The following is a 24,859-nucleotide window of genomic DNA, read 5'->3' as shown; positions in this document are numbered from 1 at the left end:
CGCCCCGAACCGGAGCATCAGCCTCCCGCCGGGCGCGGCCTCGACCAACAGGGCCTCGCTCACGCCCCCTCCTCGGCTTCCCTCCTCGTCGCCGTCGGTCCGCTCTCCTTGGACCGCGGCGCATGATCGTCCCGTTCCGGGTCCGGCCGAGAATTCCCACCGTGTCATGACGTGTACGCACCGTGACCGGCCGCAGGTGGCGGCGCGCATGCCGGGTTCGGGCGGCGTGTCGGATCGTCGTGGCGGGGTACACGGTGGCGGTGGCGCGTACCGGATCGGGGCCAAAGCCCGTAACCTCGGGAGCGACGACACCCGCCCGGGGGTCGGGGACGGGCCCTGCAGCGGGCCGTGATGGAACGGAGTAGCCGTGGAACCCGGTGGTCAGCTCAACATCCAGCAGCTGATGGAGCAGGCGCAGCGCATGCAGCAGCAGCTGTTCAGCGCGCAACGTGAACTCGCCGAGGCACAGGTGGAGGGCACCGCGGGCGGCGGGCTGGTCACCGCCACCGTCAACGGGCAGGGCGTGGTCGTGGGGCTGAAGATCGACCCCAAGGCGATCGACGTCGACGACCCGGCCGACACCGCCGAGACCATCGCCGATCTGGTGTTGGCGGCCATCCGGGACGCCGGTCGCGCCGTGGCCGAGCTGCAGGCGGAGAAGATGGGTCCGCTGGCCCAGGGCCTCAGCGGCGGGCTGCCGGGGATGCCCGGCCTGCCCGGGATGTAGCCCGTCACCGACACCGCCGAACGAACACCGCCGAGGGAGGGACCCGCGTTGTACGAGGGGGTCGTCCAGAACCTCATCGACGAGCTGGGCAGGCTGCCCGGCGTCGGCCCCAAGAGCGCGCAGCGGATCGCCTTCCATCTGCTGGCCGCGGATCCGGCCGATGTGGAGCGGCTGGCCACGGCGCTCCGGGAGGTCAAGGACAAGGTCCGGTTCTGCCGCATCTGCGGGAACGTGGCCGAGGAGGAAGAGTGCCGGATCTGCCGGGATCCGCGCCGCGACCCGGCGGTGATCTGCGTGGTCGAGGAGTCCAAGGACGTCGTCGCCATCGAGAAGACCCGCGAGTTCCGGGGTCGCTACCACGTGCTGGGCGGGGCGATCAGTCCGATCGAGGGGGTCGGTCCCGACGATCTGCGGATCCGCGAGCTGATGCAGCGGCTGGCCGACGGTTCGGTCACCGAGCTGATCCTGGCCACCGATCCCAACCTGGAGGGCGAGGCCACCGCCACGTATCTGGCCCGGCTGGTCAAGCCGATGAACATCAAGGTCACCCGCCTGGCCAGCGGCCTTCCCGTGGGCGGCGACCTGGAGTACGCCGACGAGGTCACCTTGGGACGCGCATTCGAAGGACGGAGGCTCCTCGATGTCTGACATCCCGCTCCAAAGCACCACCAGCCCCGAGGAGTGGCAGATCCTCGCCGAGCGGGTCGCCGCGCACGTCCGCGGTTATCTCCGCGGCCTGGAGGGGGTGGCGCGGGGTGAGGCGGGCTCCCGTGCGGTCCCCCTGCTGCTGCTGGAGGTGTCCCAGGTGATCCTGGCCGGTGCGCAGCTCGGCGCCAGCACCGATGTGATCCCGCCGGACAACTGGGAGCCCGAGCTGGGCCCCGATCCGGATCTGGACGACATCCGCACCGGCCTGGCCGAGCGGCTGGCCCCCGTGGACGACTATGCGGAGGTCTTCGACCCGATCAAGGACACCGACGCCACCGCCTACCGGTTGTCGGACGATCTGGTCGATGTGGCCGGCGACCTGATCCACGGGCTGCGTCACTACGAGCGGGGCCGTCCGCTGGAGGCCCTGTGGTGGTGGCAGTACTCCTACTTCAACCACTGGGGCAACCACGCCGGCGCCGCCCAGCGCGCCCTGTACGCCATCATCGCCGACGCCCGCCTCGACGTCGCCGACGAGACCCCCGCCCTCCCGTAGACCTCCGGCGGCCCTCCGCAGGCCCACGGGGATCCGCGCGGCCCGCACAGGACCCGCGGCGGATCGGAGGCCGCCCGCCGCGGGGTGCGGCCGCCGGCGTCCGCGCGCCCTTCGCGGCCTCCGGCGTCGGAGCCGTCCGCCGGCGAGCGCCGGGGCCGGGCGGGGAGTTGAACTTGACATTGGTGTCAGGTCCTACCGTCCCCGCATGAGCGACAAGCTGTTGACTCCTTACCGCCTGGGTGCGTTGGAACTCCCCAACCGGATCGTGATGGCCCCCATGACCCGGTTCCGCGCCGACGAGGACGGGGTGCCGCAGCCGTTCGTCGCCGACTACTACGCGCAGCGGGCGGGCGCGGGGCTGATCATCACCGAGGGGATCTGGCCGAGCTTTCAGGGGCAGAGCGGCTGGCGGATGCCGGGGCTGGTCACCGCGGAGCACGTGGCGGGCTGGCGCCGGGTGACCGAGGCGGTGCACGCGGCGGGCGGGCGGATCTTCGCCCAGCTCATGCACGGCGGACGGCAGGCGCACCCGCTGGCCCGGATCGACGGGGGCATGCCGGTGGCGCCGTCCGCGGTCCCCGTCCCCTACCGCCAGCACACGCGGGTGGGCAAGAGCGACCCGGTGGTCCCCAGGCCGATGACGCACGCCGACATCCGCACCGCGATCACCGACCACGTGATGGCGGCTCGAAACGCCGTCGAGGCCGGGTTCGACGGGGTGGAGCTGCACGGCGCCAACAGCTATCTCATCCACCAGTTCCTCGCCGACAACACCAATCTGCGCACCGACGAGTACGGCGGTGACATCGCGGGCCGGATCCGGTTCGCCGTGGAGCTGACCGAGGCGGTGGCCGAGGCGATCGGGCCCGACCGGCTGGGGCTGCGGCTCTCCCCCGGCAACCCCCAGTTCGGGATGGTGGAGCGCGACCCCGCCCCGGTGTACCGGGCGCTGGTGGACGCCCTCGATCCGCTGGGGCTGGTCTATCTGCACCTCACCGAGCCCTTGACCTACTCGGCTCTGGCGGATCTGCGGCCCCGCTGGCACGGCACCCTCATCGCGAACGTCGGGGAGAACCGCGAACCCACCACCCGCGAGGACGGAGAGGCCGTGCTCGGCAAGGGCCTGGCCGACCTGGTCTCCTACGGCCGCGCGTTCATCGCCAACCCCGACCTGCCGGAACGCTTCGCCCTCGGCGCCCCGCTGGCCGACCTCGACGAGGACCTCCTCTACACCCACGGCCCCGAGGGCTACAGCGACTATCCGACCTGGCGGGAGAGCCGCCCGCCCCGCCCCGACGACCCCCGCCGGCCGGATCGGGCGCCGGATCGGGAGCTCCGCACGGCATAGCCCGGTGCGGCCCGCCCGGTGGACCGCCGCGCGCCGCGCCGCCGACCGGGCGCGGCCGCCGCGGCGCGCTCTCCGACCGGGCGTCTCGCATGCTGGGAAAACACGCTCGCGGCGCAGCCGAGCAGGGTCGGTAGACTCGACGGCTGGTACACGCCGACCCCGATCCGAGGAGCACCCACCCGTGGCTCTTGTCGTGCAGAAGTACGGTGGCTCCTCCGTTGCGGACGCCGAGTGCGTCAAGCGGGTCGCCCAACGCATCGTCGCGACGAAGAAGGCGGGGAACGACGTCGTGGTCGTGGTCTCCGCCATGGGCGACACTACGGACGAGCTGATCGACCTGGCCGAGCAGGTCAGCCCGCTGCCGCCGGCACGCGAGCTGGACATGCTGCTGACGGCCGGGGAGCGGATCTCGATGGCGCTGCTGGCCATGGCGATAGCCAACCTGGGCCATGAGGCGCGGTCGTTCACCGGCTCCCAGGCCGGAGTGATCACCGACGGCTCCCACGGTAAAGCCCGGATCATCGACGTCACGCCCGGCCGGATCCGCGACGCCATCAGCGAGGGCGCGATCGCGATCGTGGCCGGGTTCCAGGGCGTCTCGCAGGACACCAAAGACATCACCACGCTCGGCCGGGGCGGCTCGGACACCACGGCGGTGGCGCTGGCCGCCGCGCTGCAGGCCGACGTGTGCGAGATCTACACCGACGTGGACGGCGTGTTCACCGCCGACCCCCGGATCGTGCCGACGGCACGCCGCATCCCGCGCATCTCCTATGAGGAGATGCTGGAGATGGCCGCCTGCGGGGCCAAGATTCTCCACCTGCGCTGCGTCGAGTACGCGCGCCGCTACAACATCCCGATCCACGTGCGGTCTTCGTTCAGCCACAAGGACGGGACCTGGATCTCCGACACCACCGAGGAAAGTGAGATGGAGCAGGCGATCATCTCCGGAGTCGCCCACGACCGCAGCGAGGCCAAGGTCACCGTGGTGGGCGTGCCCGACAAGGTGGGCGAGGCCGCGACGATCTTCTCGGTGCTGGCGGACGCCGAGATCAACCTGGACATGATCGTGCAGAACGTGTCGGCGGCCTCCACCGGGCGCACCGACATCTCCTTCACGCTGCCGGCCACCGACGGGCAGGCCGCGCTGACCGCCCTGAACAAGGTCAAGGACAAGATCGGCTTCGAGGCGCTGCGCTACGACGACCGGATCGGCAAGATCTCGCTGATCGGCGCGGGGATGCGCTCGCACCCCGGCGTCACCGCCAAGTTCTTCTCCGCCCTGGCCGAGGCCGGGGTCAACATCGAGATGATCTCCACCTCGGAGATCCGCATCTCGGTGATCGTCTCCCAGGACGACGTGGAGGCCGCGGTCACCGCCGCGCACCGGGCGTTCGACCTGGACGCCGACCAGATCGAGGCCGTGGTGTACGGAGGTACCGGACGATGAGCAAGCCCACCCTGGCCGTGGTCGGTGCGACCGGCGCGGTCGGCACCGTGATGCTGGACATCCTGTCCACCCGCGAGGACGTCTACGGCGAGATCCGGCTGGTGGCCTCGCCCCGGTCGGCCGGCAAGAAGCTGACCGTGCGCGGCGAGCAGGTCGAGGTGCAGGCGCTGGCCCCCGAGGTGTTCGAGGGCGTGGACATCGCCATGTTCGACACCCCGGACGGGATCTCCGCGCAGTGGGCCCCGGTCGCCGTGCAGCACGGCACGGTCGTGGTCGACAACTCCGGGGCGTTCCGGATGGACCCGGACGTGCCGCTGGTGGTGCCGGAGGTGAACGCCGAGGCCGTCCGCAACCGGCCCAAGGGGATCATCTCCAACCCCAACTGCACCACCCTGTCGATGATCGTCGCGATGGGCGCGCTGCACCGCCACTACGGGCTGCGCGAGCTGGTCGTGGCGTCCTACCAGGCCGCCTCCGGCGCGGGGCAGGCCGGCATCGACACCCTCTACGACCAGCTGGAGAAGGTCGGCGGGAACCGCGACATCGGCGCCCGCGCCGGCGACGTCCGCCGGGTGGTGGGCGATGACCTCGGCCCGTTCCCGGCGCCGCTGGCGATGAACGTGGTGCCGTGGGCGGGCTCGCTGAAGGAGGACGGCTGGACCTCCGAGGAGCTGAAGGTCCGCAACGAGTCCCGCAAGATCCTCGGCCTGCCGGATCTGCGGGTCAGCGCCACCTGTGTGCGGGTCCCGGTGGTGACCACCCACTCGCTGGCCGTGCACGCGGTCTTCGAGCGGGAGGTGGACCAGCGGGAGGCGCAGGCGGTGCTGGCGGGCTCTCCCGGCGTGGTGCTGGTGGACGATCCGGAGAACTTCGAGTTCCCCACGCCGGCCGACGTGGTCGGCACCGACCCGACCTGGGTCGGCCGGGTGCGCCGCTCCCTGGACGACCCGAAGGCGCTGGACCTGTTCCTGTGCGGCGACAACCTGCGCAAGGGCGCCGCGCTGAACACCGCTCAGATCGCCGAGCTGGTGGCGGCCGAGCTCACCTCCTGACCCGCGTCATACGGCACGAGCGGCCCCGGGCCTCCTCGGCCCGGGGCCGCTCGTCATCGGGTGCTCCCCTGCGGCGAGCGCGTGATCGGAGCGGTCGGTTCGGCATCCCGTGTCCCCGCACCGTGTGCGGCCGGTCTCAACGCAGGAAGACGATGTAGACCGGGTAGCCGCTGTGCACCGGCACGACCTGAGGCTGCCGGATGTCCTCGGGCCGCTGCTGGACGGCCTTCCCGCTCTTGGCCTGGGCGTTCTTGGCCTGGATGTTCTTGGCCTGGATGTTCTTGGCCTGGGCGTTCTTGGGCCGCTGCTGAGCGGCCTGCTCGTCGGCGGCCTGCTGAGCGGCGGGCCGGCTCTCGGGCGCGACATGTGGGCCGACGAGCTGCGGCTGGTCGAAGACGCGCGGCCGGGGCGTCTGCTGGTGCGCGACCGGCTGGTAGGACTCAAGGTCCCGCTCCGGTCCGGCCTGCGGGCGCTCCTCCGGACGCTGCTGCTCCTCCGGCCCCTCCTCCTGGTACGGCCGGTAGTCCTCGGAACCCTGCTGGCCCTCCGGCCCCTCCTCCTGGTACGGCCGGTCGGCGGCCGGGTCGTAGTCCTCCGGGCCGTACTGGTCCCGCGGCAGGTACGGGTGGTCCGGCGGGGCGTCCGGCCCGTACACCTCGGGAAGCGGCGCGTCCTCGTAGGGGCCCTGCGAATCGTCCTGCTGGTAGGACGGGGCGTCGTCTTCCGGCCCCGGCGGAGCGGGTCGTTCCTCACCGGCCTGCGGCACCTCGTGCGGCGCCATGGGAGGCGGCGCCACCCGCTCGGCGATCGACGCCGAAGCCGCCGTCGACGCGATGAGCACGCCCGAGACGGCGGCCGTGCACAAGCCGGTGGCCAGTGCATATCGCATGGGTTTCATGGTGAGTGATCTCTCTGTTCGGCTGGCGAGTCCACCCCGAGCGGGACCCCCAGCGAGCCTGCAGTCACTCCTTGTTCATGGCTAACGACACAGAGTCATAAACAGTGGCCTGTGAGTAAGACCGTCCTATCTCCGCCGGTGAGGGCTCCCCAGCCGAGCAGATAAGTGACGCGGCGGATGTGAGCGCCGCGGCACCGAGGAGCCGCGCACGGTGCCGCGAGCGGCATAGCAGGACACCTCCGGCCCACCGCGCGCCTCCCCCAGCACCGCGTTCCAGGCGGTCTCGTTCGCGGTGCGGTCCCACACGCCCCGCCCCGCCATCTGATGAGCGGAGGGCGTGTCGTTGCGGTCGTCCAGCATCGGGCACAGCAGCATCTGCCCGGCCAGCGCCGGCCCGCCCCGATCGCGCGCCAGCAGCGCCATCGCCGCGGCCAGCCCGCCGCCCGCGCTGACGCCCGCCACGATGATCCGCCCGGGATCGATCCCCAGCTCACCGGCGTGCTCGGCGGTCCAGGTCAGCCCCGCGTAGCAGTCCTCGATCTGAGCCGGGTGCGGGTGCTCGGGCGCCAGCCGGTACTCCACCGACACCGCGACCAGCCCGAGCTCCGCCAAGGCCGCCTCCAGCTCCGGGTCGAACGGCGGGGGCGGGCATGCGGAGCGGGTCACGTTCTTCTCCCCTTCCTCGCAGGGCATCCGTCATGGCGTCCCGCACCCGGGCGGTGCGGGCGGTGCCGCACGGCGGCTCGGGGCCGTCTCGGGCGGGCGTCGTCCCCCCGAGCGGTCGGGGGCGCGGAAGCAGGCGAGGAACGGCTGGGCTCCGGCCACCCGGATGCGCTGGACCCGGGCGGGGACCAGGCCGTGCCCGATGCCGGCGGCGATGTCGGCCGGAGCGGGCAGCAGCAGCACGGCCATCCCGTCCGGGGCCAGCACGCGACGCAGCTCCCGCCACCAGCGGTCGGGGGAGGCGGCGAGCAGCCCGCCCGGGCGGACCCGTGCGCCCCACGGCGGGTTGCACAGGATGCGGTCGACGCCGCCGGCGGGGAAGGGCAGGCGGGCCGCGTCGCCATGGGTGACGGCGATGGGCAGGCCGGCGGCGTTCGCCCGCGCCGCCGCGACGGCGTCCGGGGACAGGTCGAGGCCGTGCAGCCGGGCCTGCGGCTGGTGGTGCGCGGCCTCGATGAGGAGGGTGCCGGCGCCGCAGCAGGGGTCGAGAACGGTATGGCCGGGACGGATGTCGGCCAGCCGGGCCATGGCGGCGGCCACCGGCGGATGCAGGGTGCCCGGTATCGACCGCCGCTTATAAGGGCGGCGATGCAGGGGGCGGGCGGAGATCCGCAGCATGAGGGTGGCGTGCACGCCGTCCAGGGTCAGCCGCCACCCGCTGTGCGTCGGCGGGGGCGTCCGGCCGTCCCGCCGCGAGCAGTAGGCCGTGCCGAGCCGCCGCGCCAGCACCTCGCCCACGGCGTCCTCGGCGTCGTACCGGTTGAAGGCGCGCCTGCCCAGGAACGACGCCGACACCTCCACCCCGGTGGACGGCCCGGCACGGCGCTCCCGCATCCTCATCGGCGCCGTGAGGTCGGCCTGCGCGGCCAGGTCCGTCAGACGGGCCAGCCCCGCCTTGGCCGGGCCGATGTCCGGGCCCCGCGCCGCCACGACGAACACGTCGTCGGCCGTGGACGGGCCGGTCGCCCACGGCCGTGGCCCGGCGGATCGGAAGTGGACCGCACGATGCTCCACACGCGTGACGGCTCCCAGGTCGAGGGCGAGGATCTCGGCGGCGACCACTTCCTCCAGCCCTCGTATGCACCGCGCCACCAGGCGCGCCGCCGTCATCGGACGACGGGCACGCCGGGACGCGGGATGTCGACGGATCGCATGATGATCTGTGTCCTCCCACGTCGGCCCGGGACGGCGCCACGCCGTCCCGCATCGTCGGCGACGGGGCGGGCCTCGTTTCGCCGACGGCGGCTCAACGCAGGAAGAAGAAGTTCATGCCGCCGATCGTAGTCGCCGCTCCGGCGGAAAACAACCGATTATCGACCGGCTCATCGGCCGGCCTCTCCGGCGGACGCCGCGCCTGCACGGACCCCCGCGGACCGGTCGCCCTGAAATGGACTTGACCTCAAGTTTGGTTGAGAGTGAACGCTAGGGGTAGGCCCGGCGCAACAGCCGGCGTGCAGGAGGAACGCCCATGTCGACACAGCCCCTCAACGTCGCGATCATCACGGGGAGCGCTCTGCAGGGCAGGTTCAGCCCGGTGGTGACCGACTGGTTCGTCACGCGCGCCCGGGAACGGCAGGACATGGTGATCGACGTCATCGACCTGGCCGAGACCCCGATCGCCCAGGGCTTCGCCACCGCCCCCGATCCCGGGCTGGCCGACCGGCTCGCGGCGGCCGACGCGTTCGTGATCATCACCCCCGAGTACAACCACAGCTTCCCCGCGCCCCTCAAGCACGCCATCGATCTGCACGTCACCGAGTGGCAGGCCAAGCCGATCGCGTTCATCTCCTACGGCGGGATGTCCGGCGGCCTGCGCGCCATCGAGCAGCTCCGTCTGGTCTTCGCCGAGCTGCACGCCGTCACCATCCGCGACACCGTCAGCTTCCATCGCGTCTGGGAGTGCTTCGACGGCACCGGCAACCCCAAGGACCCCGAGGTCGACACCGCCGCCGACCTCCTCCTGGACCGGCTCGCCTGGTGGGCGCACGCCCTCCGCCGGGCCCGCGCCGAAACCCCCTACGACAGCTCGGTGAAGGCTTCGCCGCCGCGGCGCTCCCCCTCCGGGCGCCCTTCCTGAGCGGCCGCCCGCGCGGCCGGCCGTGGCGACGGTCGGCCGCCGCCGCGTGATCGCCCGGCCGTCCGTGCGGCCGCCTTCGGGGCGTGCGGCATCGGCCCGGCGGGCTCAGGAAGCGGGCTTGTCCCAGATGGAGACATGGCGGCGGCTCTCCCCGGTGAAGGGCGTACGGTCCCAGTCCTCCCAGCGGTGCCGCAGACGCATCCCGGCGATCTGCGCCCTCAGGTCCAGCTCGGACGGCCAGACATAGCGGAAGGGGAACGAGCGGAACTCCCCGCGGCCGTCGACGATCTCGACGTAGTTGGAGCTCATCGCCTGGGTGGCGAAGTCGTACACGTCGTAGGCCCACTGCGTGGGGCCGACCTGGAAGGGCAGGACGTTCTGGCCGGGCGGCAGCCTGCGCAGCTCGGGAACGCCGACCTCGATCACGAAGCACCCACCGGGCCGCAGATGCGCGGCGGCGTTGCGGAAGCACTCGACCTGCGCCTGCTGCGTCGTCAGATTGTTGATCGTGTTGAAGACCAGGTAGACGACCGAGAACTCGCCCGGCACGCGGGTGGCGGCGAAGTCCCCGATGGTCACGTCGATCCGATCGCCGCCGGGCTTGGCGCGCATCCGGGCCGCCATCGCCCGCGACAGGTCGATCCCGTGCACCGGCACGCCCCGGCGCGCCAGCGGCAACGCGATGCGTCCCGTCCCGACGCCCAGCTCCAGCGCCCGGCCGTCGCCGGCGAGCTCCGCCAGCACGTCCACCGCGGGCTCCACCACTGCGGGGTCGAACATCTCCGCGGTCGCCTCGTCGTATGTCGCCGCGACCCGCTCCCCGAAATACCCGTCCGGATCGTTCACCCGCCGAACCGTACTCCCGGCCTCACGCCGGGGCGAACGATTTCCCGCCCGCCCCTCGGACATGCCGCCGACTCATGCCACCGGGTCATGCCGTCGAGGCGTCACGGTCCATCGGGCGACGCCCGCGCAGCCGGGAGATGAGACGTAACAGCAGGGGACGGCGGCGCCGGGACTTCCGGTCGCGCCGACCGGCGGGGAAGACGGCGGCGGGGGACCGCCGGGGCGCCGCGGGCGGCCGGCGAGGCGCGGCAGGCGGGCGGCCGGCCCGCACGGGCCGGTCGGGCCGGTGCGGCTGGGGTGCACCGGCGGGCCGTCGCCGGGATTCGGGCACGGCGGTGGAGGGCCGGTGCGCTTCGGATGCATCGGCGGACGACCCGTGGAGGTCGGGCCGGACGGCGGGTCGTCGCCGAGGCGCGGGCGCGGTGCTGAACGGCCGGTGCGGCTCGGATCCGGCGGCGGGCGGCCGGCGAACGCCGGGAGGTGCGGCGCGGCCCGGGGCGGGACGGGCGAGGGTCCAGCTTCCGTCCTCGGCGGTGACGTCCCGCAGGGAGAAGGCGCGCAGCTCGGCGTACAGGGCGGCGGGGGTCCGGCCCTCCAGGAGGACGTCGCGGCCGAGGCGGTCGCGGACGAGCGCCCACCAGCTGCCGGTGTACTCGCCCAGCCAGATGCACGCCTGCGGGAAGCTCTCGGCCAGCTCGGCGCAGGTGCGTTCGGGGTCGACGTCGAGATGCGCCCAGACCGGGGCGAAGGAGGCGGTCATCGGCGCCCCCGGGAGCGCAGGGCCTTGAGGGCGACCGCGGCGTCGACGATGCGGGCGGCGGGTGCCAGCGGTTCGCCGGCGCCGGTGAGGAACCACAGGGCTCCGCCGTCCTCGGGCCGCGGACGGCAGACGATCAGCCCGGTGACCAGGCCGGTGTCGCGTTGACGCACGAGCAGATCACGGTCGGTGAGTTCCACGTCCATGTTCCGGGCCGTCAGGTGAGCGGCCAGGGCCGCCAGCCGGTCGCCGGGGGTCATGGGAGCGTCCACGGGTCGGTGCCCTTCCTGTCGGTCACGGCCTCGAAAGCCCGAGGTGCGGCGGCACCGGGCCCAGGCCGTCTTCGTCCTGTCGGTCGCGTGGCTCCGCACGGCGGCCCGCTCCCCGGGCCGTTCCAGGGCGGCCTTGTGGAGAGGGCCGGCGGGCCGCCGTGCGGCCGCGGGCACCGGATTCCGCGCCGCCGACGCCGTGCATCGGATATTTCCGGCGACCCGCCGACCGTTACCGACCGGCACGATGCGCACCCATTTCGGCGAATCACATTCGGCGATCGATCCGCCGATGTGCTTTCGCACCGGACCGGTTCCGGTCACCTTCAGTAAAAGGCAAGACACCCGTCTTGTGAAGTGCGACAGTGCGGACACAAAGGTGGACATGAAAGAGGTGGACACAGGTGGACATGAAAGAGGTGGACACAGGTGGACATGCGGGTGGACACGGAGGTGGACACGCATGTCCACCCGCATGTCCACCTTGATGTCAACTTCGATGTCCACCTCGTGTCATCGTCGTCGACGGAGGGCCGTTCGATGGGTGAGGATCCCCGCCCCGGCTGGGCGATCAGGCTTCAGGCGGAACGCCGGGCACGCCAATGGAGCAAACACGAAATGGCGCGTCGGCTTTTCATCGCCGATGGAATACGCCAGGGCTCGGTGCGCAATCTCGCCCGGCAGATCGCCCGCCACGAGTCCGGAGAGGTCTTCCCCCGCGACTGGGCCGACGCCTATGCCGCCGTCTTCGGGATGAGCAGAACCGACCTTTTCGGAGAACCCGTCCGGCGGGAGAGGGGACGATCCGCATCCCCGGTGGGTACCGTCGAGGAGAGGGCACGTCCCGGCGATGGAGATGAAGACGTGAGACGACGCACGCTCCTGGAACTGCTCACCGCACTCGGCGCCGGGGCGACCGTCCCCCTGGCCACGGCCGAGTCCGCACTGGCCGCCCTGGAGACCTCCCTGGGCGGGCCGGCCGGGGAAAAGGACGTCACGGACTGGCAGAACACCGCCTGGGAGTACTCGCAGACGATCTGGGTGCACCCGGTCGGTGTTCTCATGAAGAACCTGACCAGCGATATCACCGCCCTTGCCGTCGCCATACGGCAGGAAGCCAGATCCGGGACGCGGCGTGAACTGCTGCGGGTCAGCGCACAGCTCACCACTTACATGGCGCAGGAGCTCAGTGACATGGGCGAGCTCAGGGAGGCCCGCCGCTCCTTCCACGCCGCCACCCAGGCCGCCGACGCCTCCGGTGACCGGGATCTGGCCTCTTGGGTACGGTGTTATCACGCAACGACCGCCTTCTGGGAAGGGCGTCCGACACACGTCATCACCAAACTGCTCGATGATGCTTTCGTGCACGTGCCCAATGCCCCCAGTGTGGGACTCGCCAAGGCGTTGAAGACGCGTGCCCACCTACAAGCCGCCCAAGGCGACAAGGCTGGCGCTGAAGCGACTCTGCATAAACTTTATGGCGTTTACGAAGGGCTTCCCACCCACATCACCCAGGATCACATAACTCCGCACGGGTTCTCTGAGAACTCCCTCAGCCAGGGCGATGCCTTCATCTATGCCTTCCTGGGCGACACCAAGCGAGCCGTCTCAGCGATCGACAAATCCCTGTCCTTGCTTCCTCCAGAGCGCAAAGGCAGCCGTGCCAACATTCACCTGGTGCATTCGCTCGCTCTGATCCACGACGGAGACATCGCCGAAGGGCTGAGCCTTGCCACCGGCACGCATGAGGGAATGCCCACGAGCACGAGCCGACGCCTGATCACCCGCGAAATCATCAAGGCCCTCCCGGACGGCAAGGCCCGTGCGCTCCCCGCCGCCCGAGAGCTGTACGCCCTGGCCTCGGCCAAGACCTGAGCCCTGCGGGGAGGCCCGACCGCCCGAACGATGTCGCCGGAGGCCGACACGAGACGGGCGTCCCGTCACCCCGACGCCGTCGATGACCTGATCGGCCACGGTGCGTCCGACCGCGCCGTCCGCGGCGAACGTCTGAAGCGGCGTGCGCCCGCGACGACGTTCTCTGTCCCGTCAGCAGGTCTCCGACAGCTCCAGCGGACTGCTCGCCCCGCCCCCTACCGGCCGGTTACAGTCGGGGAGGACGCGGAACCAGGTGAGAGGGTGGTCGTTGGCAGCCTCGGCAGACCACGTCAAGGCCCTCGTCAAGGCCCATGCGGCAGGCGACGAGGAGGGGTTCTATGCCGTCGCTCTGCAGATGGCCGCCAAGGCCGCGCGTCAGGGACACAACCGGCTGGCGGCCGAGCTGCGGGATCTGATCGACCGGGCCAAGGTCGAGCAAGTGCCCGAACGGGTGAGCCCCACCCCGGTCATCAGGCCGAAGGGTGAGCTGGCCGAGCTGGTCACCGCCGAGTATCCGCGGATCCGGCTGCGCGACATGACGCTGTCGAAGACCGTGCACGAGGCACTGCAGCGGATCCTGCACGAGCAGCGGCAACGCGCCAGGCTGGAGTCCTACGGATTCGAGCCGATCCACCGGGTGCTGCTGGTCGGACCGCCGGGCACCGGCAAGAGCATGACGGGGGCGGCGCTGGCCGGGGAGCTCGGGCTTCCCTTGTTCACCGTCCGGCTGGACGGGTTGATCAGCCGGTTCATGGGGGAGACCGCGTCGAAGCTGCGGATCATCTTCGACGCGGCCAAGAAGACCCGGGCGGTGTACCTGTTCGACGAGTTCGACGCCATCGGCGCGGAACGCACCGCCGTGAACGACGTCGGAGAGGCCCGACGCATCCTGAACTCTTTTCTACTTTTCTTGGATGAGACGCGTCCGGAAAGTCCGGTCGTCGCCGCGACGAACCATCCTCAACTGCTGGATCGTGCGCTTTTCCGCAGATTCGACTCGGTCATCGCATATGATCTACCTGACCGGGGCCAGGCCAAGGAAGTTCTGCGGAGGCGCCTGCAGATTATGGACACCACAAAAATCGATTGGCCGGCGATCGAAAATCACTCGGCCGGGCTGAGTCACGCCGAACTGGTCCGGGCGGCCGAATCCGCCGCCAAGGGGGCCATCCTCCGCGGAGAGGAGTCGGTGTCCACCGCGGCCTTGATCGCCGCTCTGGACGAGCGCGCGAACGCTCGTCGTGAGTGAGCCGCTCCTGCCCTCGCCCCGGCACATCCGTCCTCATATCGTCGTCCCCGGACGGGGGCAAGACATCGGTTATCGGGGCCGCGGAGGCGGCAGGCCGTCGCGCATCCGCGCCACCGGCGACCCCGCCGCCCATGCCTCCCGCCTCAAAGATGAATTCACCGATGCCCGGGAACGCGCCCTGGGGCTGATCTCCGAGCTCCCCGAAGAGATCCAAGCCGAAGGATTCCCGCTGTGCGTCGAGGGCTGGAGCGACGAACCCGGCTATGAACTGGCGTTGAGCAGCCTCGACGCCAGCGGGCTGCGCCTGCTGACGGTGCTGCCGGCTGAGGATTCCCGGCCGGAACAGGCACTGGTCTGGGTGCCGGAGAACGCAGCCGGCGCCTTCCTGCGAAAGCTCGAAGACTTCGCGGCCGAAGGAAAGAACCAGAACCTGGTGTCCAACATCGCCGCGCTGCGGCTGGCGGTCCTGAGGAACTTTTGGCAGGAGAACGAGCCGTTCCCCGAAACCGAAGAGCCGCGCTGGTGGGAGGTCTGGTTCGCACGGCTGCCGGGCAATCCCGACCCGTCCGTGCAGCTCGGGGAGGTATGCCGAGGGCTGGGACTGCGGTTCCATGAGCAGACCCTGGGGTTCCCGGAACGAGTGATCGGGCTGGTCCACGGCTCTCCGAGCGAGCTGAGCCGGCTGCTGACCGCCAATACCGTGGTGGCCGAGCTGCGCCGGCCCCCGGTGGTCTCCGACATTCTCGATGAGGCGGAGCTGGAGCGATCCCTCGCTGAAAACCTGCAAGAACGCCTCGTACCCGCCGACTCGGACAGCCCGGCGGTGTGTCTGCTGGACACGGGCGTCAACACCGGGCACCGGCTCCTCAGAGACTCCGTCGACGAGGCCCGCAGCGTCCTGCCGTCGACCACCGGAGCGGACAGCCATGGTCATGGCACGCGCATGGCGGGGCTCTCGTTGTACGGGGACCTCACAATCCCCTTGCTGAGCTCCGACAGAGTGCAGCTCAGGCACCGCTTGGAGTCGGTGAAGATCTGCCAGCCCGACCGGCCGGAGGCCAGCCCTCCTCCGCAGCTGTACGGGGCGCTCATGGCCTCGGCCGCCTCCGAGGTGGAGATCCCGCGTCCTTGGCGGCACCGGGTGTTCTCCCTTCCGGTCAGCACGTCCCACGAGGACAACGACGGGAGGCCGTCGTCGTGGTCCGCGGCGCTGGACGCACTGTCCTTCGGAACGGACATCCGCCCCACTCCCACCGGATTGGAGCTGCTGGGGCACCCGGATCCGGAGCGAGCACGGCTTTTCTGCGTCGCGGCGGGCAACGTCCAGCACGAAGAGGCGAGTCCACAGTTCCTGGACGTCTGTGATCTCCGAAGCGCCCAGGACCCCTCCCAGGCGTGGAACGTGCTCACCGTCGGCGGTCACACCGACCTGACCGACCTGCCCGCCGGGCCCGAGTACCGGAACTGCACCCCGCTAGCCCCGAAGGGCGAGCTGTCACCGCACAGCCGTACGTCGAGGACATGGAGCGAGCTCTGGCCCTCCAAGCCGGACATCGTCATGGAAGCCGGCAACCTGGTCACCGATGGCCCCGGCCCTCCCCTCACGGTCGAGGAACTCGAACTGCTCACCACGTCCCACCGGGGAGGCCTCACCACGGCGAACGCCACCAGCGCGGCGACCGCCCAGGCGGCCCGGCTGTGCGCCCTGGTCATGGACCGATATCCCGCGCTCTGGCCGGAGACCGTCCGAGGCCTGCTCGTCCACTCGGCGGAGTGGACCGACTCCATGAAGGCCGCGCTCCACGCCAAAGACCTCAAGAAAGGGGATCGGGCCCGGCTACTGCGTCGCTACGGCTGGGGAGTCCCCACCGAGGAGCGAGTCCTGGCCAGCGCGGACGAGAACGTCACGATGATCGTGCAGGATGAGTTCCGCCCCTTCGAGTGGCGCCACGGCGGCATCTCCATGCGGGCACTGCGGCTCCATGAACTCCCCTGGCCCCGGAAACAGCTCATGAACCTGGCGGCCATCGATGTCCGGCTGCGCATCACGCTGTCGTACTTCGTGGAGCCCAACCCGTCCAACTGGGGCTGGAAGCAGTACCAGTACCCCTCGCACCGCCTCAAGTTCGAGCTGAAGAGGCCCAACGAGACCGTCGAGGAGTTCCGGAGACGGGTCAGCCAGGAAGCGCAGGAGGAAGAAGACAACCCCGGTCTCAAAAGGAGAGATCCCGACAACCGCAACTGGCTGATCGGCGCGCGAGGGCGCAGGCGGGGCTCGCTGCACGCGGACATGTGGACGGGCTACGCCTCCGAACTGGCCCACTGCAATCACATCGCGATCATCCCGATCGGCGGCTGGTGGAAGAACAACAAGCGCAAGGACCGGCTGGAGCTTCCGGTCCGCTACAGCCTCCTCGTCTCCCTGGCCTGTGCGGCCCCCACCGATATCTACAGCCCGATCGCGGCCCAGATCGGCATCGGCACCGAGATCACCACTTGAGACACGGCGCCGACGTCCGCGGCGATCCAGCACGCCCGCCCCGGCCGGGGCCCGACCTGCTCTCCTCAGCGGGGCGGTGCGTCCTCGCGGCCTCCCGGATGCCGGTGGTGCCAGGTCCAGAAGACCGCGCAGGACACCAGCGCCCAGCCCGCCAGCACGGCGAACGGGAACGGGTGCTGGTGGCCGGGGAAGTAGATCGCGGTGTGCTGGGCGTCCACCGAGGCGCCCGGCGGGAGCCAACGGCCGATGACGGCGAGCGGGGACGGCAGCAGCGGCCAGGAGACGGCGCCGCCCGAGGACGGATTGCCGATCACCACCATCAGCCCCCAGGTGGGGATGATCGCCCAGCGCCCCACCAGGGTGTTGAACATCGTGAACACCATCCCCGAGGCGAACATCGTCAGGGCCAGGATCAGCCAGGACTCGGGGAAGGGCAGCTCCAGGGCGCCCAGCAGCCCATCCACCGTCGCGACGATGGCCAGCCCGCCGAGCAGCGCGTACACCGCCGTGGCCGCGGTCCGGGCGACCGGCCCCAGCGCCCGCGCATGAATGCTGAGCTGGGTCGCCCCGACGAACCCGACGATCACGGCGGCGAGGGAGATGTAGAAGACCGCCAGGCCGCGCGGATCGCCGGGCTGGAGCGGCCGGATGTCGCGGACGGCGACCCGGACGCCGGTCCGTGCGCCCACCTGCGCCGCCGCCCGTTCCAGCAGTTCGGCCACGGAGACGCCCGACGCCCCGGACACCTCCAGGGTCACCGCCGCCCCCGCCCCGTGGAACCGGAAGATCGCGTAGACCTTCTGTTCCTCCACCGCGGTCACGGCCGCCGCATGCCGCCGGTAGGGGCGGATGCGCAGCGAGGCGTTCAGCGCCTCCCCCATCCCGGCCAGGAAGGCGCCGCCGCGCGTCCCCTGCTCCCCCACCACGGCGACGGGGATCGAACGCGGGGCGGGATCCGCCATCGAGTAGGTGTAGGAGCCGGCGAACAGTCCCGCCGCCACCGTGAGGATCGCCGTCACGACGGCGGCGGGCAGGAACGGCGACCGCCGGAACGCCGCCCACCACCGTGCAGGGCCGGACCGCGGTCCGGTGGCCCGCCGTGGCGCCCTCCCCGACATCCCACCCCCTCGACGGCCCCGGTCGGGGCCGGTCCGGCGTGACCTCGGCCGCCCGGGCGGCGGGCCGCGGCGGCGGGGCGGGCGCCCGCCCGACGGGATCGGCGGCGGCGCGGCGCGGGCGCGAAGCGTCCCCCGATCCGCCTCGCGCCCACGGCGCCTCCACGTCGGGGTTTCCCGCAAAACACCGGCTTCGAACAGGGAGTTCACCGGTCGGATGGAACGCTTGGCGGGCGGTCCCGCCGGCCCCACCGGGGACGCGCCGGAGCATCGGGGACGCCGCCCCCGCTCGGGTCCGTCCCGGCGGCTCGGACCCGCCGGGACGGGTCCGCGGCTCAGCCGCCGCGTTCGAGGGCGGGCTCCCGCTCCTCCGCCGGATCGGCGTCCTCCGGCCGCCGGCGGCGGAAACGCTGATAGGTCAGCGCCCCGGCGGTGATGAGGAGCGGCCACAGCAGGTAGCGGCCCGAGATCGCCAGCAGGGCGGCGACCCCGATCAGCCCGGTCAGGGCGGCCGGGCGGGCCTTGCTCCGGCGGGGAAGCAGCCGCAGGGCCGCGCCGACGCCGATGGCGTAGACGGTGACGAAGCAGCCGGTGGTCAAGAGCACCAGGGGTTCCTCGCCCACCCCGGTCCAGGCGACGAGGAGCAGGGCCGCGAAACCGCCGCCGGAGATCACGGCCAGGCTGCGCCGCGGGACCTGTCCGGCGCGGCTGCCGCGGGCCAGCCAGGCCGGGAACGCGCCGTCCCGGCCGAGCGCCGCGCCCAGTTTGGCGGCTCCGGCGTAGTAGGTGTTCATCGTGCCGAGCGTCAGCAGCAGCGCCGGCACGGTGGCGAGGGTGCGGGCGTCGCCGCCGAGGCCGACGGCCATCAGCTCGCCGAGCGGGGCGGAGGTCCGGGCGGCGGCCGGGCCGAGGACGGCGATCACCGCGAACGCCACCGACAGGTACAGCACGCCGACCAGGACGACCGCCGCCGCCGTCGCCCGGGGCAGGTCCCGCTCCGGGCGGCGGAACTCGCCCGCCAGGTGCGTGATCGCCTCCCAGCCCGCGAAGCTCCACACCAGCAGCAGCGCCGCCGACCCGATCGCCGTCCAGCCGTGCGGCGCGAACGGCTCCAGGTTGCCGGCGCGGGCGTGCGGCAGGGACAGCGCGACCGAGGACAGCAGCAGCGTCACCAGCATGGCCGACAGCACCACCTGCAGCCGGCCGGTCACCCGCACCCCCAGCGCGTTCACCGTGGTCACCACCGCCATCAGCGCCGCCGCCGTGGCGACGGCGGCAGTGGTCCCGCCGCCGAACGCCGAGGCCGCGTACGCGCCTCCGAACAGCGCCGCGGCCGCCGCGCCCGGCGGGATCGACAGGTAAAAGCACCAGCCGACCACCGCGGCGATCCGTTCGCCGAACGCCAGGCGCGCATAGGTCGACACCCCGCCCGCGTCCGGGTATCGGGCTCCCAGCGCCGCGAACGTCGCCGCCAGCGGGGCCGACAGCACCACCAGCGCGAGCCAGGCCAGCAGTGACGCCGGCCCGGCCGCGTCCGCGGCCAGCGCCGGAAGCGCTATCACCCCGGTCCCGACCACGGCCCCCAGGTACATCGCCGTGCCCTGCACGGCGGTCAGCCGTCCCGCCGAGGCCGTCCCCATCGAGCTCGTCTCCGTCGAGGTCGTCATCGCCTTCGCTCCCCACCGGGCGGCCGGCGGTGCCCGGCGTCGGCGACGGCCGTCGACGGCACAGAAATGATCATCGCTGTCATGGCATTCAGGGTCGTCGGGCCGGAGTGGAACCGATAGTGGCAGAAATGCCGATGTCCGCTAAATTCCTGCCATGGCAGCGCGGCACACCGTGGCGATGACGGTCATCGCCGACTCCCCGCCGTTCGAGCTGGCCGTGCCGTGGGAGGTCTTCGGCAGGGACCGCACCGACATCGTCGACCCCTGGTACGAGCTGCGGATGTGCTCGATCACCGGGGAGGGCTCGGTGCCGCTGGCGGGCGGGGTGCGGATGGACACCCCCTACGGGCTGGACGCGCTGGCCGAGGCCGACACCGTGATCGTCTCCGCCTGCCCGCGCCCCGCCCAGCTGGACCCGCCCCCGGAGCTGCTGGAGGCGGTGCGCGCGGCGCACCGGGCGGGCGGCCGGATCGTGTCCCTGTGCACCGGCGCCTACCTCCTGGCCGCCGCGGGGCTGCTGGACGGCCGGCGCGTCACCACCCACTGGATGAACTCCGAGGACTTCGCGCGCCGCTTCCCCCGGGTGACGCTGGACCCGCACGTCCTCTACACCGACGACGGCGACATCCTGACCTCGGCGGGCACCGGCGCCGTCATCGACCTGTGCCTGCACCTGGTCCGTCTCGACCACGGCACGGCGGTCGCCAACGAGGTCGCCCGGCGGATGGTCGTGCCGCCGCACCGCGACGGCGGCCAGGCCCAGTACGCGCCGCCGCCCGTCGCGGCCGAGCCGGGCGACGGCCTGGGGGCCGTGCTGGACTGGGCGCGGGAACGGCTGGATGAGCCGCTGACCGTCTCCCGGCTCGCCCGCGTCGCGCACATGAGCGAACGCACCTTCGCCCGCCGGTTCCGGGCCGAGCTGGGGATCACCCCGCTGCAGTGGCTGCTCCGGCAGCGGGTGCGGCTGGCCCAGGAGCTGCTGGAGATCACCGATCTGCCGGTCGAGGAGATCGCCCGGCGCGCCGGGTTCGGCACCGCGGCGGGGCTGCGCCACCACTTCCGCCGGGTCACCAGCGTCTCGCCGCAGGCCTACCGGCGGGTGTTCCGCCACCGCGTCGCCCTGCAGGCCGCCACCGGCCGGGAGAGTGTGCCGAGCGCCGCACGGCGGGCGGCGGGCGGGGGCGCTTAAGGTTGACGGTGTGACCCAGACGCGGCCGGCCAAATCAGAGCGGACCCGTGCGCTGATCGTGGAAACCGCCCTGCGGCTGTTCCGGGAACGCGGGTACGAGGCGACGACCATGCGCGCGATCGCCAAGGAGGCGGGGGTCTCGGTCGGGAACGCCTACTACTACTTCGGCTCCAAGGAGGAGCTGATCCAGGCGTACTACGACGAGCTGCAGGAGGAGCACCAGGCCGCCTGCCGCGCGGTGCTGGAGAGCGAACGCGACTTCGCCCCCAGGCTGCTCGGCGTCCTCAAGGCCCGGGTGGACACGATGATCCCCTACCACCAGTTCGCCGGGAAGTTCTTCAAGTTCGCCGCCGAGCCCACCAGCCCGCTCAACCCGTTCAGCGCCGAGTCGGGTCCGGCGCGCGCCGCCGCCATCGCCATCTACCGGGAGGTCGTCGACGGCTCCACCCTCAAGCTCGACCCCGATTTCCGCGCCGAGCTGCCCGAGCTGCTGTGGCTGTACTCCATGGGGATCGTGCTGTACTGGGTCCACGACAGCTCCCCCGGCTGCCGCAAGACCTACCTGCTGATCGAACGCACCGTCCCCCTGGTGGACAAGATGGTCGCGATGTCCCGCCTGCCCGTCCTCAGGTCCGTCACCCGCGAGCTCGTCGAGATCATCCGCGAGGTCCGCGCCTGACCCGACGGCGGGGACGCGCCGGCGCCCGTGCCCGCCGTCGGGCGGAACCGGCCCGACCGCCCGGGGAGGTCCCGGGGTGCGGCCGGGCCGGGCGGCGTCACGCCAGGCCCAGGTGCTCGCGGGCGAAGGCGAGCTCGATCTCCTTCTGCCGGATGCGCTCCTCCACCACCAACGAGCCGTGACCGGCGTCGTAGCGGTAGACCCGGTGGGGCTTGCCGAGGGCGGACAGCCGGGCGATGTAGTTGTCGATCTGCCGGATGGGGCAGCGGGGGTCGTTCTCCCCGGCGAGGATCAGCACGGGGGCCTTGACCCGGTCGACATAGGTGATGGGCGAGGAGAGGCGGTAGCGGTCGGGGACCTCCTCGGGGGAGCCGCCGAACAGCGCCCGGTCGAAGGCCTTGAGCGCCTCCATCTCGTCCTCGTAGGCGGCCACGTAGTCGGCGACGGGCACGGCGGCCAGCCCCACCGCCCAGTCGTCGGGCTGGGTGCCCAGGCCCAGCAGGGTGAGGAAGCCGCCCCACGAGCCGCCGGACAGGACCAGACGGTCGGGGTCGGCGAGCCCGCTCTCCACGGCCCAGTCGCGGACGGCCTTGATGTCCTCCAGCTCGGTGAGGCCGACGCGGTGCTCGATGGCGTCGCGCCAGGCGGTGCCATAGCCGGTGGAGCCGCGATAGTTGACGCGGACGACGGCGAACCCGTGGTCCACCCAGGCGGCGACGTCGGGCGAGAAGGAGTCGTCGTCCTGGGCGGTGGGGCCGCCGTGGATCTCGAAGATCGTCGGGTAGGGGGCCGTGCCGGTCTCCGGCCTGCTGATCAGGGCGTGGATCCGGCCGCCGGGGCCCTCCACCCAGGCGTCCTCGACGGGGACCGACGGCGGGGCGGGGTCGCCCTCGGCGGTGAGCACGACGGCGCCCGTGGTGGAGCGGATGACGGGAGGCTCGGCGGCGCTGTTCCAGGCGTACTCGACGGTGCCGTCGGGGCGGGCGGCGGCCGCGCCGATGACGCCGCGCGGGGTGTCGATGCGGTGCAGGGCGCCGTCGGCCAGGTCGTAGCGGTACAGCTCGTCGCGGGCGTGGTGGGAGTGCACCACCAGCAGGGCCGACCCGTCGGGGAACCAGTCGGCGTCGACCTCCCCGGGCAGATCCAGCTCCAGCTCGGTCTCGGTGCCGGCGATCGGATCCCAGATCAGCAGCTCGGGGCGGCCCCGCCGCTCGTGGTTGACCAGCAGCCGGGAGTCCCCGGCGACCGGGGCGAACCCGGAGGCGTAGACGCCCTTGCCCTCCCCGTCCCACAGGTCGGCGACGGTGGAGCCGTCGGGACGGACGACGCGCAGGGCCATGTGGCGGCTGTCGCCGTGCTCGCTGTGCCCGATGGCGATCAGGGTCTCGTCCCGGCTCAGCGCGGCGACATAGGCCTCCTCGGCGTGGTGGTAGAGCACCTCGGGCTCGGCGCCGGGCCGGCACAGGTGGACGGTGTGGCCGTCGTCGGTGCTGCGGCCCACCACCGCGAGGCCGCTGGATCCGCACGCCAGCCCGGAGGGGTAGGCGGGCGCCAGCCCGGGCACGGCCGGCTCGTCGGGACCGCCGCCGAACGGCTGGCGCATCCACACGCCGAACTCGTCCCCGTCGGTGTCGGCGAACCACCAGATCCACTCGCCGGTGGGGTCGATGCCGCCCATCGAGGTGCCGTTGGGCCGGTCGGTCACCTGCCGACGCTCCCCACTCGTCCGGTCCCAGGTGTAGATCTCCCAGGTCCCGGTCACGTTGGACCGATACACCGAACGGTGCGGTGCGTCATGGGCCCAACGGGGCAGCGACACCCGGGCCGCGCGGAAGCGCGCCTTCCAGCGTTCCTCGTCCACCATNACGGGGCAGCGACACCCGGGCCGCGCGGAAGCGCGCCTTCCAGCGTTCCTCGTCCACCATGGGGCCAGTATCGCGAACCCGCGACGCCGGCCGGCCGCTCTACATCACCTGTGGACGACCGTGCAGAGCCGAGCGCCCCGGGCGACCGGTGCGCCACCGCGGGGCCGGCGCCGGGACCGCCCGCCGCCCCGACCGGGCGGCCGGGGCGATCGGAGCCTCTCTCGTCCGCCGCCCCGGAACCGTCGACGGCGCCCCGCCCCCGGCACGGCCGAACCCGCACAGAGTCCCCAGGGCCCTCAGGTCCCGGGGCCCACAGGCCTTCCCCTCGGCTTCCTCCCCGCACGACGGCGGGGATCTCCTTCGGAGGTTCCCGATGAACCGCATCGCCCCCGGGAAAGCCCGTCTCCGCTCCGCCCTCGGCGGGCATCGGGGCGGGGTCTTCTCGGTGGCGTTCGGCCCGGCCGGCGCGCTCCTCGTCACCGCGGGCCACGAGGAGACCGTCCGGCTCTGGGGGCTGGAAGTCTGGGGGCTGGAAGGGTGACGTCGGCGGAGCATCCGGCCGAGGACGGAGCTCATGCATGATTCCCCGCCGCCCTTCGTCCGGGGTCTCGACCGAACTCCGCAGCGGCCGACCCGCTTCAGACTGAGGTCGCGACCTACCGCTTCTACAACCATTGCCACAAGTAGATCGGAGGATGTCTTGTCGAACCGGCGCCGTTTTCGTGAGATCGGCGCATCAAATCTGACGGGAATCACTCGGCTGAGCTACGGCGCGGTCCCTCTGCGGTGCACGCCGTCGATGGATTGCCGACCCCCCTTCTCCACTTCGTCCTTTTTGCTCACTCTTCGGCGGGCCGGGATGTGACCTTCTCGATATGTCATTGCCGAGACCCAGAGCATCCGATCGACGAACATGTCTTGCAAGCCGGGAACGGGCAGGGGGTATCGGGTGGAACCTGGATTGGAGATCGCGGGACGCTACCGGCTGGCTCGGCTCCTGGGCGGAGGAGCCTTCGGTGAGGTGTGGAAGGCCGCGGACCTGCTGCGCGATCGGCCGGTGGCGATGAAGTTCCTGCACCGGGGGATCTCTGCCGGCAATCCCGTAGTGGTGTCGAAGTTCCGCCAGGAGGCCAAGATCGCGGCCCGGCTCCAGCACCCCGGCATCACCCGTGTCGACGACTTCGGCACGCACGACGGCCAGTGGTTCCTGGTGATGGAGTTCCTCCACGGCCGCACCCTGGCCGCAGAACTGACCGAGCATCCGAAGGGACTGCCCATGGACCGGGTGCTCACCCTGGGGGTGCAGTTGGCCGACGCGCTCGTGACCGCGCACAAGATGGGGGTGGTGCACCGCGACCTCAAACCCGCC

22 protein-coding genes and 1 pseudogene are annotated in these 24,859 nt (G+C 71.8%); 14 read left to right on the top strand and 9 right to left on the bottom strand.

Translation table 11 applies throughout. The annotated features are described in order from the left end of the window. Positions 1–367: 367 nt before the first annotated feature. The 6 genes from EIO00_RS22360 (at position 368) to EIO00_RS22335 (ending at position 5,781) form a co-directional block, all read left to right on the top strand. A complete protein-coding gene (locus EIO00_RS22360) occupies positions 368–727 on the top strand; it encodes a YbaB/EbfC family nucleoid-associated protein (RefSeq protein ID WP_140182110.1) in 360 nt (119 codons plus the stop codon). A 48-nt stretch (positions 728–775) separates the two neighbouring features. Next, positions 776–1,375, top strand: a complete 600-nt coding sequence (gene recR / locus EIO00_RS22355; protein WP_140182108.1) for a recombination mediator RecR — start codon at positions 776–778, stop codon at positions 1,373–1,375. Further along, the gene (locus EIO00_RS22350; RefSeq protein WP_140182106.1) at positions 1,368–1,931 is read left to right on the top strand and encodes a DUF5063 domain-containing protein; all 564 of its coding nucleotides are present in this window, start codon (positions 1,368–1,370) and stop codon (positions 1,929–1,931) included. Before recR ends, EIO00_RS22350 begins: the two co-directional genes overlap by 8 nt. A 205-nt stretch (positions 1,932–2,136) precedes the next feature. Continuing rightward, complete coding sequence (locus tag EIO00_RS22345) at positions 2,137–3,279, top strand: alkene reductase (RefSeq protein ID WP_140182104.1); 1,143 nt, start codon at positions 2,137–2,139, stop codon at positions 3,277–3,279. Positions 3,280–3,460: 181 nt separating this feature from the next. Continuing rightward, on the top strand, positions 3,461–4,729 hold the full coding sequence (locus EIO00_RS22340) for an aspartate kinase (RefSeq protein ID WP_140182102.1): 1,269 nt from the start codon (positions 3,461–3,463) through the stop codon (positions 4,727–4,729). Continuing rightward, complete coding sequence (locus EIO00_RS22335; RefSeq protein WP_140182100.1) at positions 4,726–5,781, top strand: aspartate-semialdehyde dehydrogenase; 1,056 nt, start codon at positions 4,726–4,728, stop codon at positions 5,779–5,781. The genes EIO00_RS22340 and EIO00_RS22335 overlap by 4 nt, the downstream gene beginning before the upstream one ends. A gap of 136 nt (positions 5,782–5,917) precedes the next feature. Here EIO00_RS22335 and EIO00_RS24330 read toward each other — a convergent pair whose 3' ends face one another. From EIO00_RS24330 to EIO00_RS22320, 3 genes and pseudogenes are all read right to left on the bottom strand, one after another. Further along, positions 5,918–6,670, bottom strand: a complete 753-nt coding sequence (locus EIO00_RS24330; RefSeq protein WP_161602783.1) for a hypothetical protein — start codon at positions 6,668–6,670, stop codon at positions 5,918–5,920. A 228-nt stretch (positions 6,671–6,898) separates the two neighbouring features. Beyond that, positions 6,899–7,309 (bottom strand): annotated as a pseudogene (locus tag EIO00_RS22325) (alpha/beta hydrolase fold domain-containing protein); the annotation flags it as partial. Positions 7,310–7,375: 66 nt separating this feature from the next. Further along, a complete protein-coding gene (locus EIO00_RS22320; protein ID WP_140182096.1) occupies positions 7,376–8,512 on the bottom strand; it encodes a methyltransferase domain-containing protein in 1,137 nt (378 codons plus the stop codon). 358 nt (positions 8,513–8,870) lie between these two features. On the opposite strand from EIO00_RS22320, the gene EIO00_RS22315 reads away from it, so the two are divergent. Beyond that, positions 8,871–9,479 carry an NADPH-dependent FMN reductase gene (locus EIO00_RS22315; RefSeq protein WP_140182094.1) on the top strand — a complete coding sequence of 203 codons (609 nt, stop codon included), beginning with the start codon at positions 8,871–8,873 and terminating at the stop codon, positions 9,477–9,479. A gap of 105 nt (positions 9,480–9,584) precedes the next feature. On the opposite strand, the gene EIO00_RS22310 is transcribed toward EIO00_RS22315, so the two are convergent. The 3 genes from EIO00_RS22310 to EIO00_RS22300 form a co-directional block, all read right to left on the bottom strand. After that, positions 9,585–10,325, bottom strand: a complete 741-nt coding sequence (locus tag EIO00_RS22310; protein ID WP_140182092.1) for a class I SAM-dependent DNA methyltransferase — start codon at positions 10,323–10,325, stop codon at positions 9,585–9,587. 85 nt (positions 10,326–10,410) lie between these two features. Then, positions 10,411–11,085, bottom strand: a complete 675-nt coding sequence (locus EIO00_RS22305) for a hypothetical protein (RefSeq protein ID WP_140182090.1) — start codon at positions 11,083–11,085, stop codon at positions 10,411–10,413. Further along, a complete protein-coding gene (locus tag EIO00_RS22300; RefSeq protein WP_140182088.1) occupies positions 11,082–11,354 on the bottom strand; it encodes a hypothetical protein in 273 nt (90 codons plus the stop codon). Before EIO00_RS22300 ends, EIO00_RS22305 begins: the two co-directional genes overlap by 4 nt. Before the next feature lie 432 nt (positions 11,355–11,786). Here EIO00_RS22300 and EIO00_RS22295 point away from each other — a divergent pair, with 432 nt between their 5' ends. From EIO00_RS22295 to EIO00_RS22285, 3 genes are all read left to right on the top strand, one after another. Then, complete coding sequence (locus EIO00_RS22295; protein ID WP_241661529.1) at positions 11,787–13,226, top strand: NsdA family TPR-like regulatory protein; 1,440 nt, start codon at positions 11,787–11,789, stop codon at positions 13,224–13,226. A gap of 268 nt (positions 13,227–13,494) precedes the next feature. Next, the gene (locus EIO00_RS22290; protein WP_140182086.1) at positions 13,495–14,475 is read left to right on the top strand and encodes an AAA family ATPase; all 981 of its coding nucleotides are present in this window, start codon (positions 13,495–13,497) and stop codon (positions 14,473–14,475) included. After that, positions 14,468–16,975 (top strand): S8 family peptidase, encoded by a 2,508-nt coding sequence (locus EIO00_RS22285; RefSeq protein ID WP_140182084.1) that lies wholly within the window; start codon positions 14,468–14,470, stop codon positions 16,973–16,975. Before EIO00_RS22290 ends, EIO00_RS22285 begins: the two co-directional genes overlap by 8 nt. A 65-nt stretch (positions 16,976–17,040) precedes the next feature. Here EIO00_RS22285 and EIO00_RS22280 read toward each other — a convergent pair whose 3' ends face one another. Together EIO00_RS22280 and EIO00_RS22275 are read right to left on the bottom strand one after the other, a co-directional pair. Further along, positions 17,041–18,093, bottom strand: coding sequence for an ABC transporter permease (locus tag EIO00_RS22280; protein ID WP_140182082.1), 1,053 nt, complete (start codon positions 18,091–18,093; stop codon positions 17,041–17,043). Between the two features lie 332 nt (positions 18,094–18,425). Then, entirely contained in the window at positions 18,426–19,757 is a 1,332-nt protein-coding gene (locus EIO00_RS22275) for an APC family permease (protein WP_206664232.1), read from the bottom strand. Between the two features lie 154 nt (positions 19,758–19,911). On the opposite strand from EIO00_RS22275, the gene EIO00_RS22270 reads away from it, so the two are divergent. Continuing rightward, the gene (locus tag EIO00_RS22270; protein WP_140182080.1) at positions 19,912–20,946 is read left to right on the top strand and encodes a GlxA family transcriptional regulator; all 1,035 of its coding nucleotides are present in this window, start codon (positions 19,912–19,914) and stop codon (positions 20,944–20,946) included. Positions 20,947–20,956: 10 nt separating this feature from the next. Further along, positions 20,957–21,625, top strand: coding sequence for a TetR/AcrR family transcriptional regulator (locus EIO00_RS22265; protein ID WP_140182078.1), 669 nt, complete (start codon positions 20,957–20,959; stop codon positions 21,623–21,625). Positions 21,626–21,722: 97 nt separating this feature from the next. Here the strand turns inward: EIO00_RS22265 and EIO00_RS22260 are convergent, their stop codons facing one another. Continuing rightward, positions 21,723–23,489 carry a prolyl oligopeptidase family serine peptidase gene (locus EIO00_RS22260; RefSeq protein WP_140182076.1) on the bottom strand — a complete coding sequence of 589 codons (1,767 nt, stop codon included), beginning with the start codon at positions 23,487–23,489 and terminating at the stop codon, positions 21,723–21,725. 374 nt (positions 23,490–23,863) lie between these two features. Here EIO00_RS22260 and EIO00_RS24325 point away from each other — a divergent pair, with 374 nt between their 5' ends. Both EIO00_RS24325 and EIO00_RS22255 read left to right on the top strand, forming a co-directional pair. Further along, positions 23,864–24,031, top strand: a complete 168-nt coding sequence (locus tag EIO00_RS24325; RefSeq protein WP_161602782.1) for a WD40 repeat domain-containing protein — start codon at positions 23,864–23,866, stop codon at positions 24,029–24,031. Positions 24,032–24,439: 408 nt separating this feature from the next. Then, on the top strand, positions 24,440–24,859 hold a 420-nt coding region (locus EIO00_RS22255; RefSeq protein WP_161602781.1), incomplete at its 3' end, for a serine/threonine-protein kinase.

Source organism: Thermomonospora catenispora (assembly GCF_006363815.1).
GTDB lineage: Bacteria > Actinomycetota > Actinomycetes > Streptosporangiales > Streptosporangiaceae > Thermomonospora > Thermomonospora catenispora.
This window is presented reverse-complemented; position numbering and strand designations above follow the sequence as displayed.

Coding starts and splice junctions, on each gene's coding strand:
- EIO00_RS24330 (WP_161602783.1), bottom strand. CDS start 6,670: ATGCGATATGCACTGGCCACCGGCTTGTGCACGGCCGCCGTCTCGGGC.
- EIO00_RS22320 (WP_140182096.1), bottom strand. CDS start 8,512: ATGACGGCGGCGCGCCTGGTGGCGCGGTGCATACGAGGGCTGGAGGAA.
- EIO00_RS22335 (WP_140182100.1), top strand. CDS start 4,726: ATGAGCAAGCCCACCCTGGCCGTGGTCGGTGCGACCGGCGCGGTCGGC.
- EIO00_RS22305 (WP_140182090.1), bottom strand. CDS start 11,085: ATGACCGCCTCCTTCGCCCCGGTCTGGGCGCATCTCGACGTCGACCCC.
- EIO00_RS24325 (WP_161602782.1), top strand. CDS start 23,864: ATGAACCGCATCGCCCCCGGGAAAGCCCGTCTCCGCTCCGCCCTCGGC.
- EIO00_RS22270 (WP_140182080.1), top strand. CDS start 19,912: ATGGCAGCGCGGCACACCGTGGCGATGACGGTCATCGCCGACTCCCCG.
- EIO00_RS22295 (WP_241661529.1), top strand. CDS start 11,787: ATGCGGGTGGACACGGAGGTGGACACGCATGTCCACCCGCATGTCCAC.
- EIO00_RS22260 (WP_140182076.1), bottom strand. CDS start 23,489: ATGGTGGACGAGGAACGCTGGAAGGCGCGCTTCCGCGCGGCCCGGGTG.
- EIO00_RS22275 (WP_206664232.1), bottom strand. CDS start 19,757: ATGACGACCTCGACGGAGACGAGCTCGATGGGGACGGCCTCGGCGGGA.
- EIO00_RS22345 (WP_140182104.1), top strand. CDS start 2,137: ATGAGCGACAAGCTGTTGACTCCTTACCGCCTGGGTGCGTTGGAACTC.
- EIO00_RS22350 (WP_140182106.1), top strand. CDS start 1,368: ATGTCTGACATCCCGCTCCAAAGCACCACCAGCCCCGAGGAGTGGCAG.
- EIO00_RS22315 (WP_140182094.1), top strand. CDS start 8,871: ATGTCGACACAGCCCCTCAACGTCGCGATCATCACGGGGAGCGCTCTG.
- EIO00_RS22280 (WP_140182082.1), bottom strand. CDS start 18,093: ATGTCGGGGAGGGCGCCACGGCGGGCCACCGGACCGCGGTCCGGCCCT.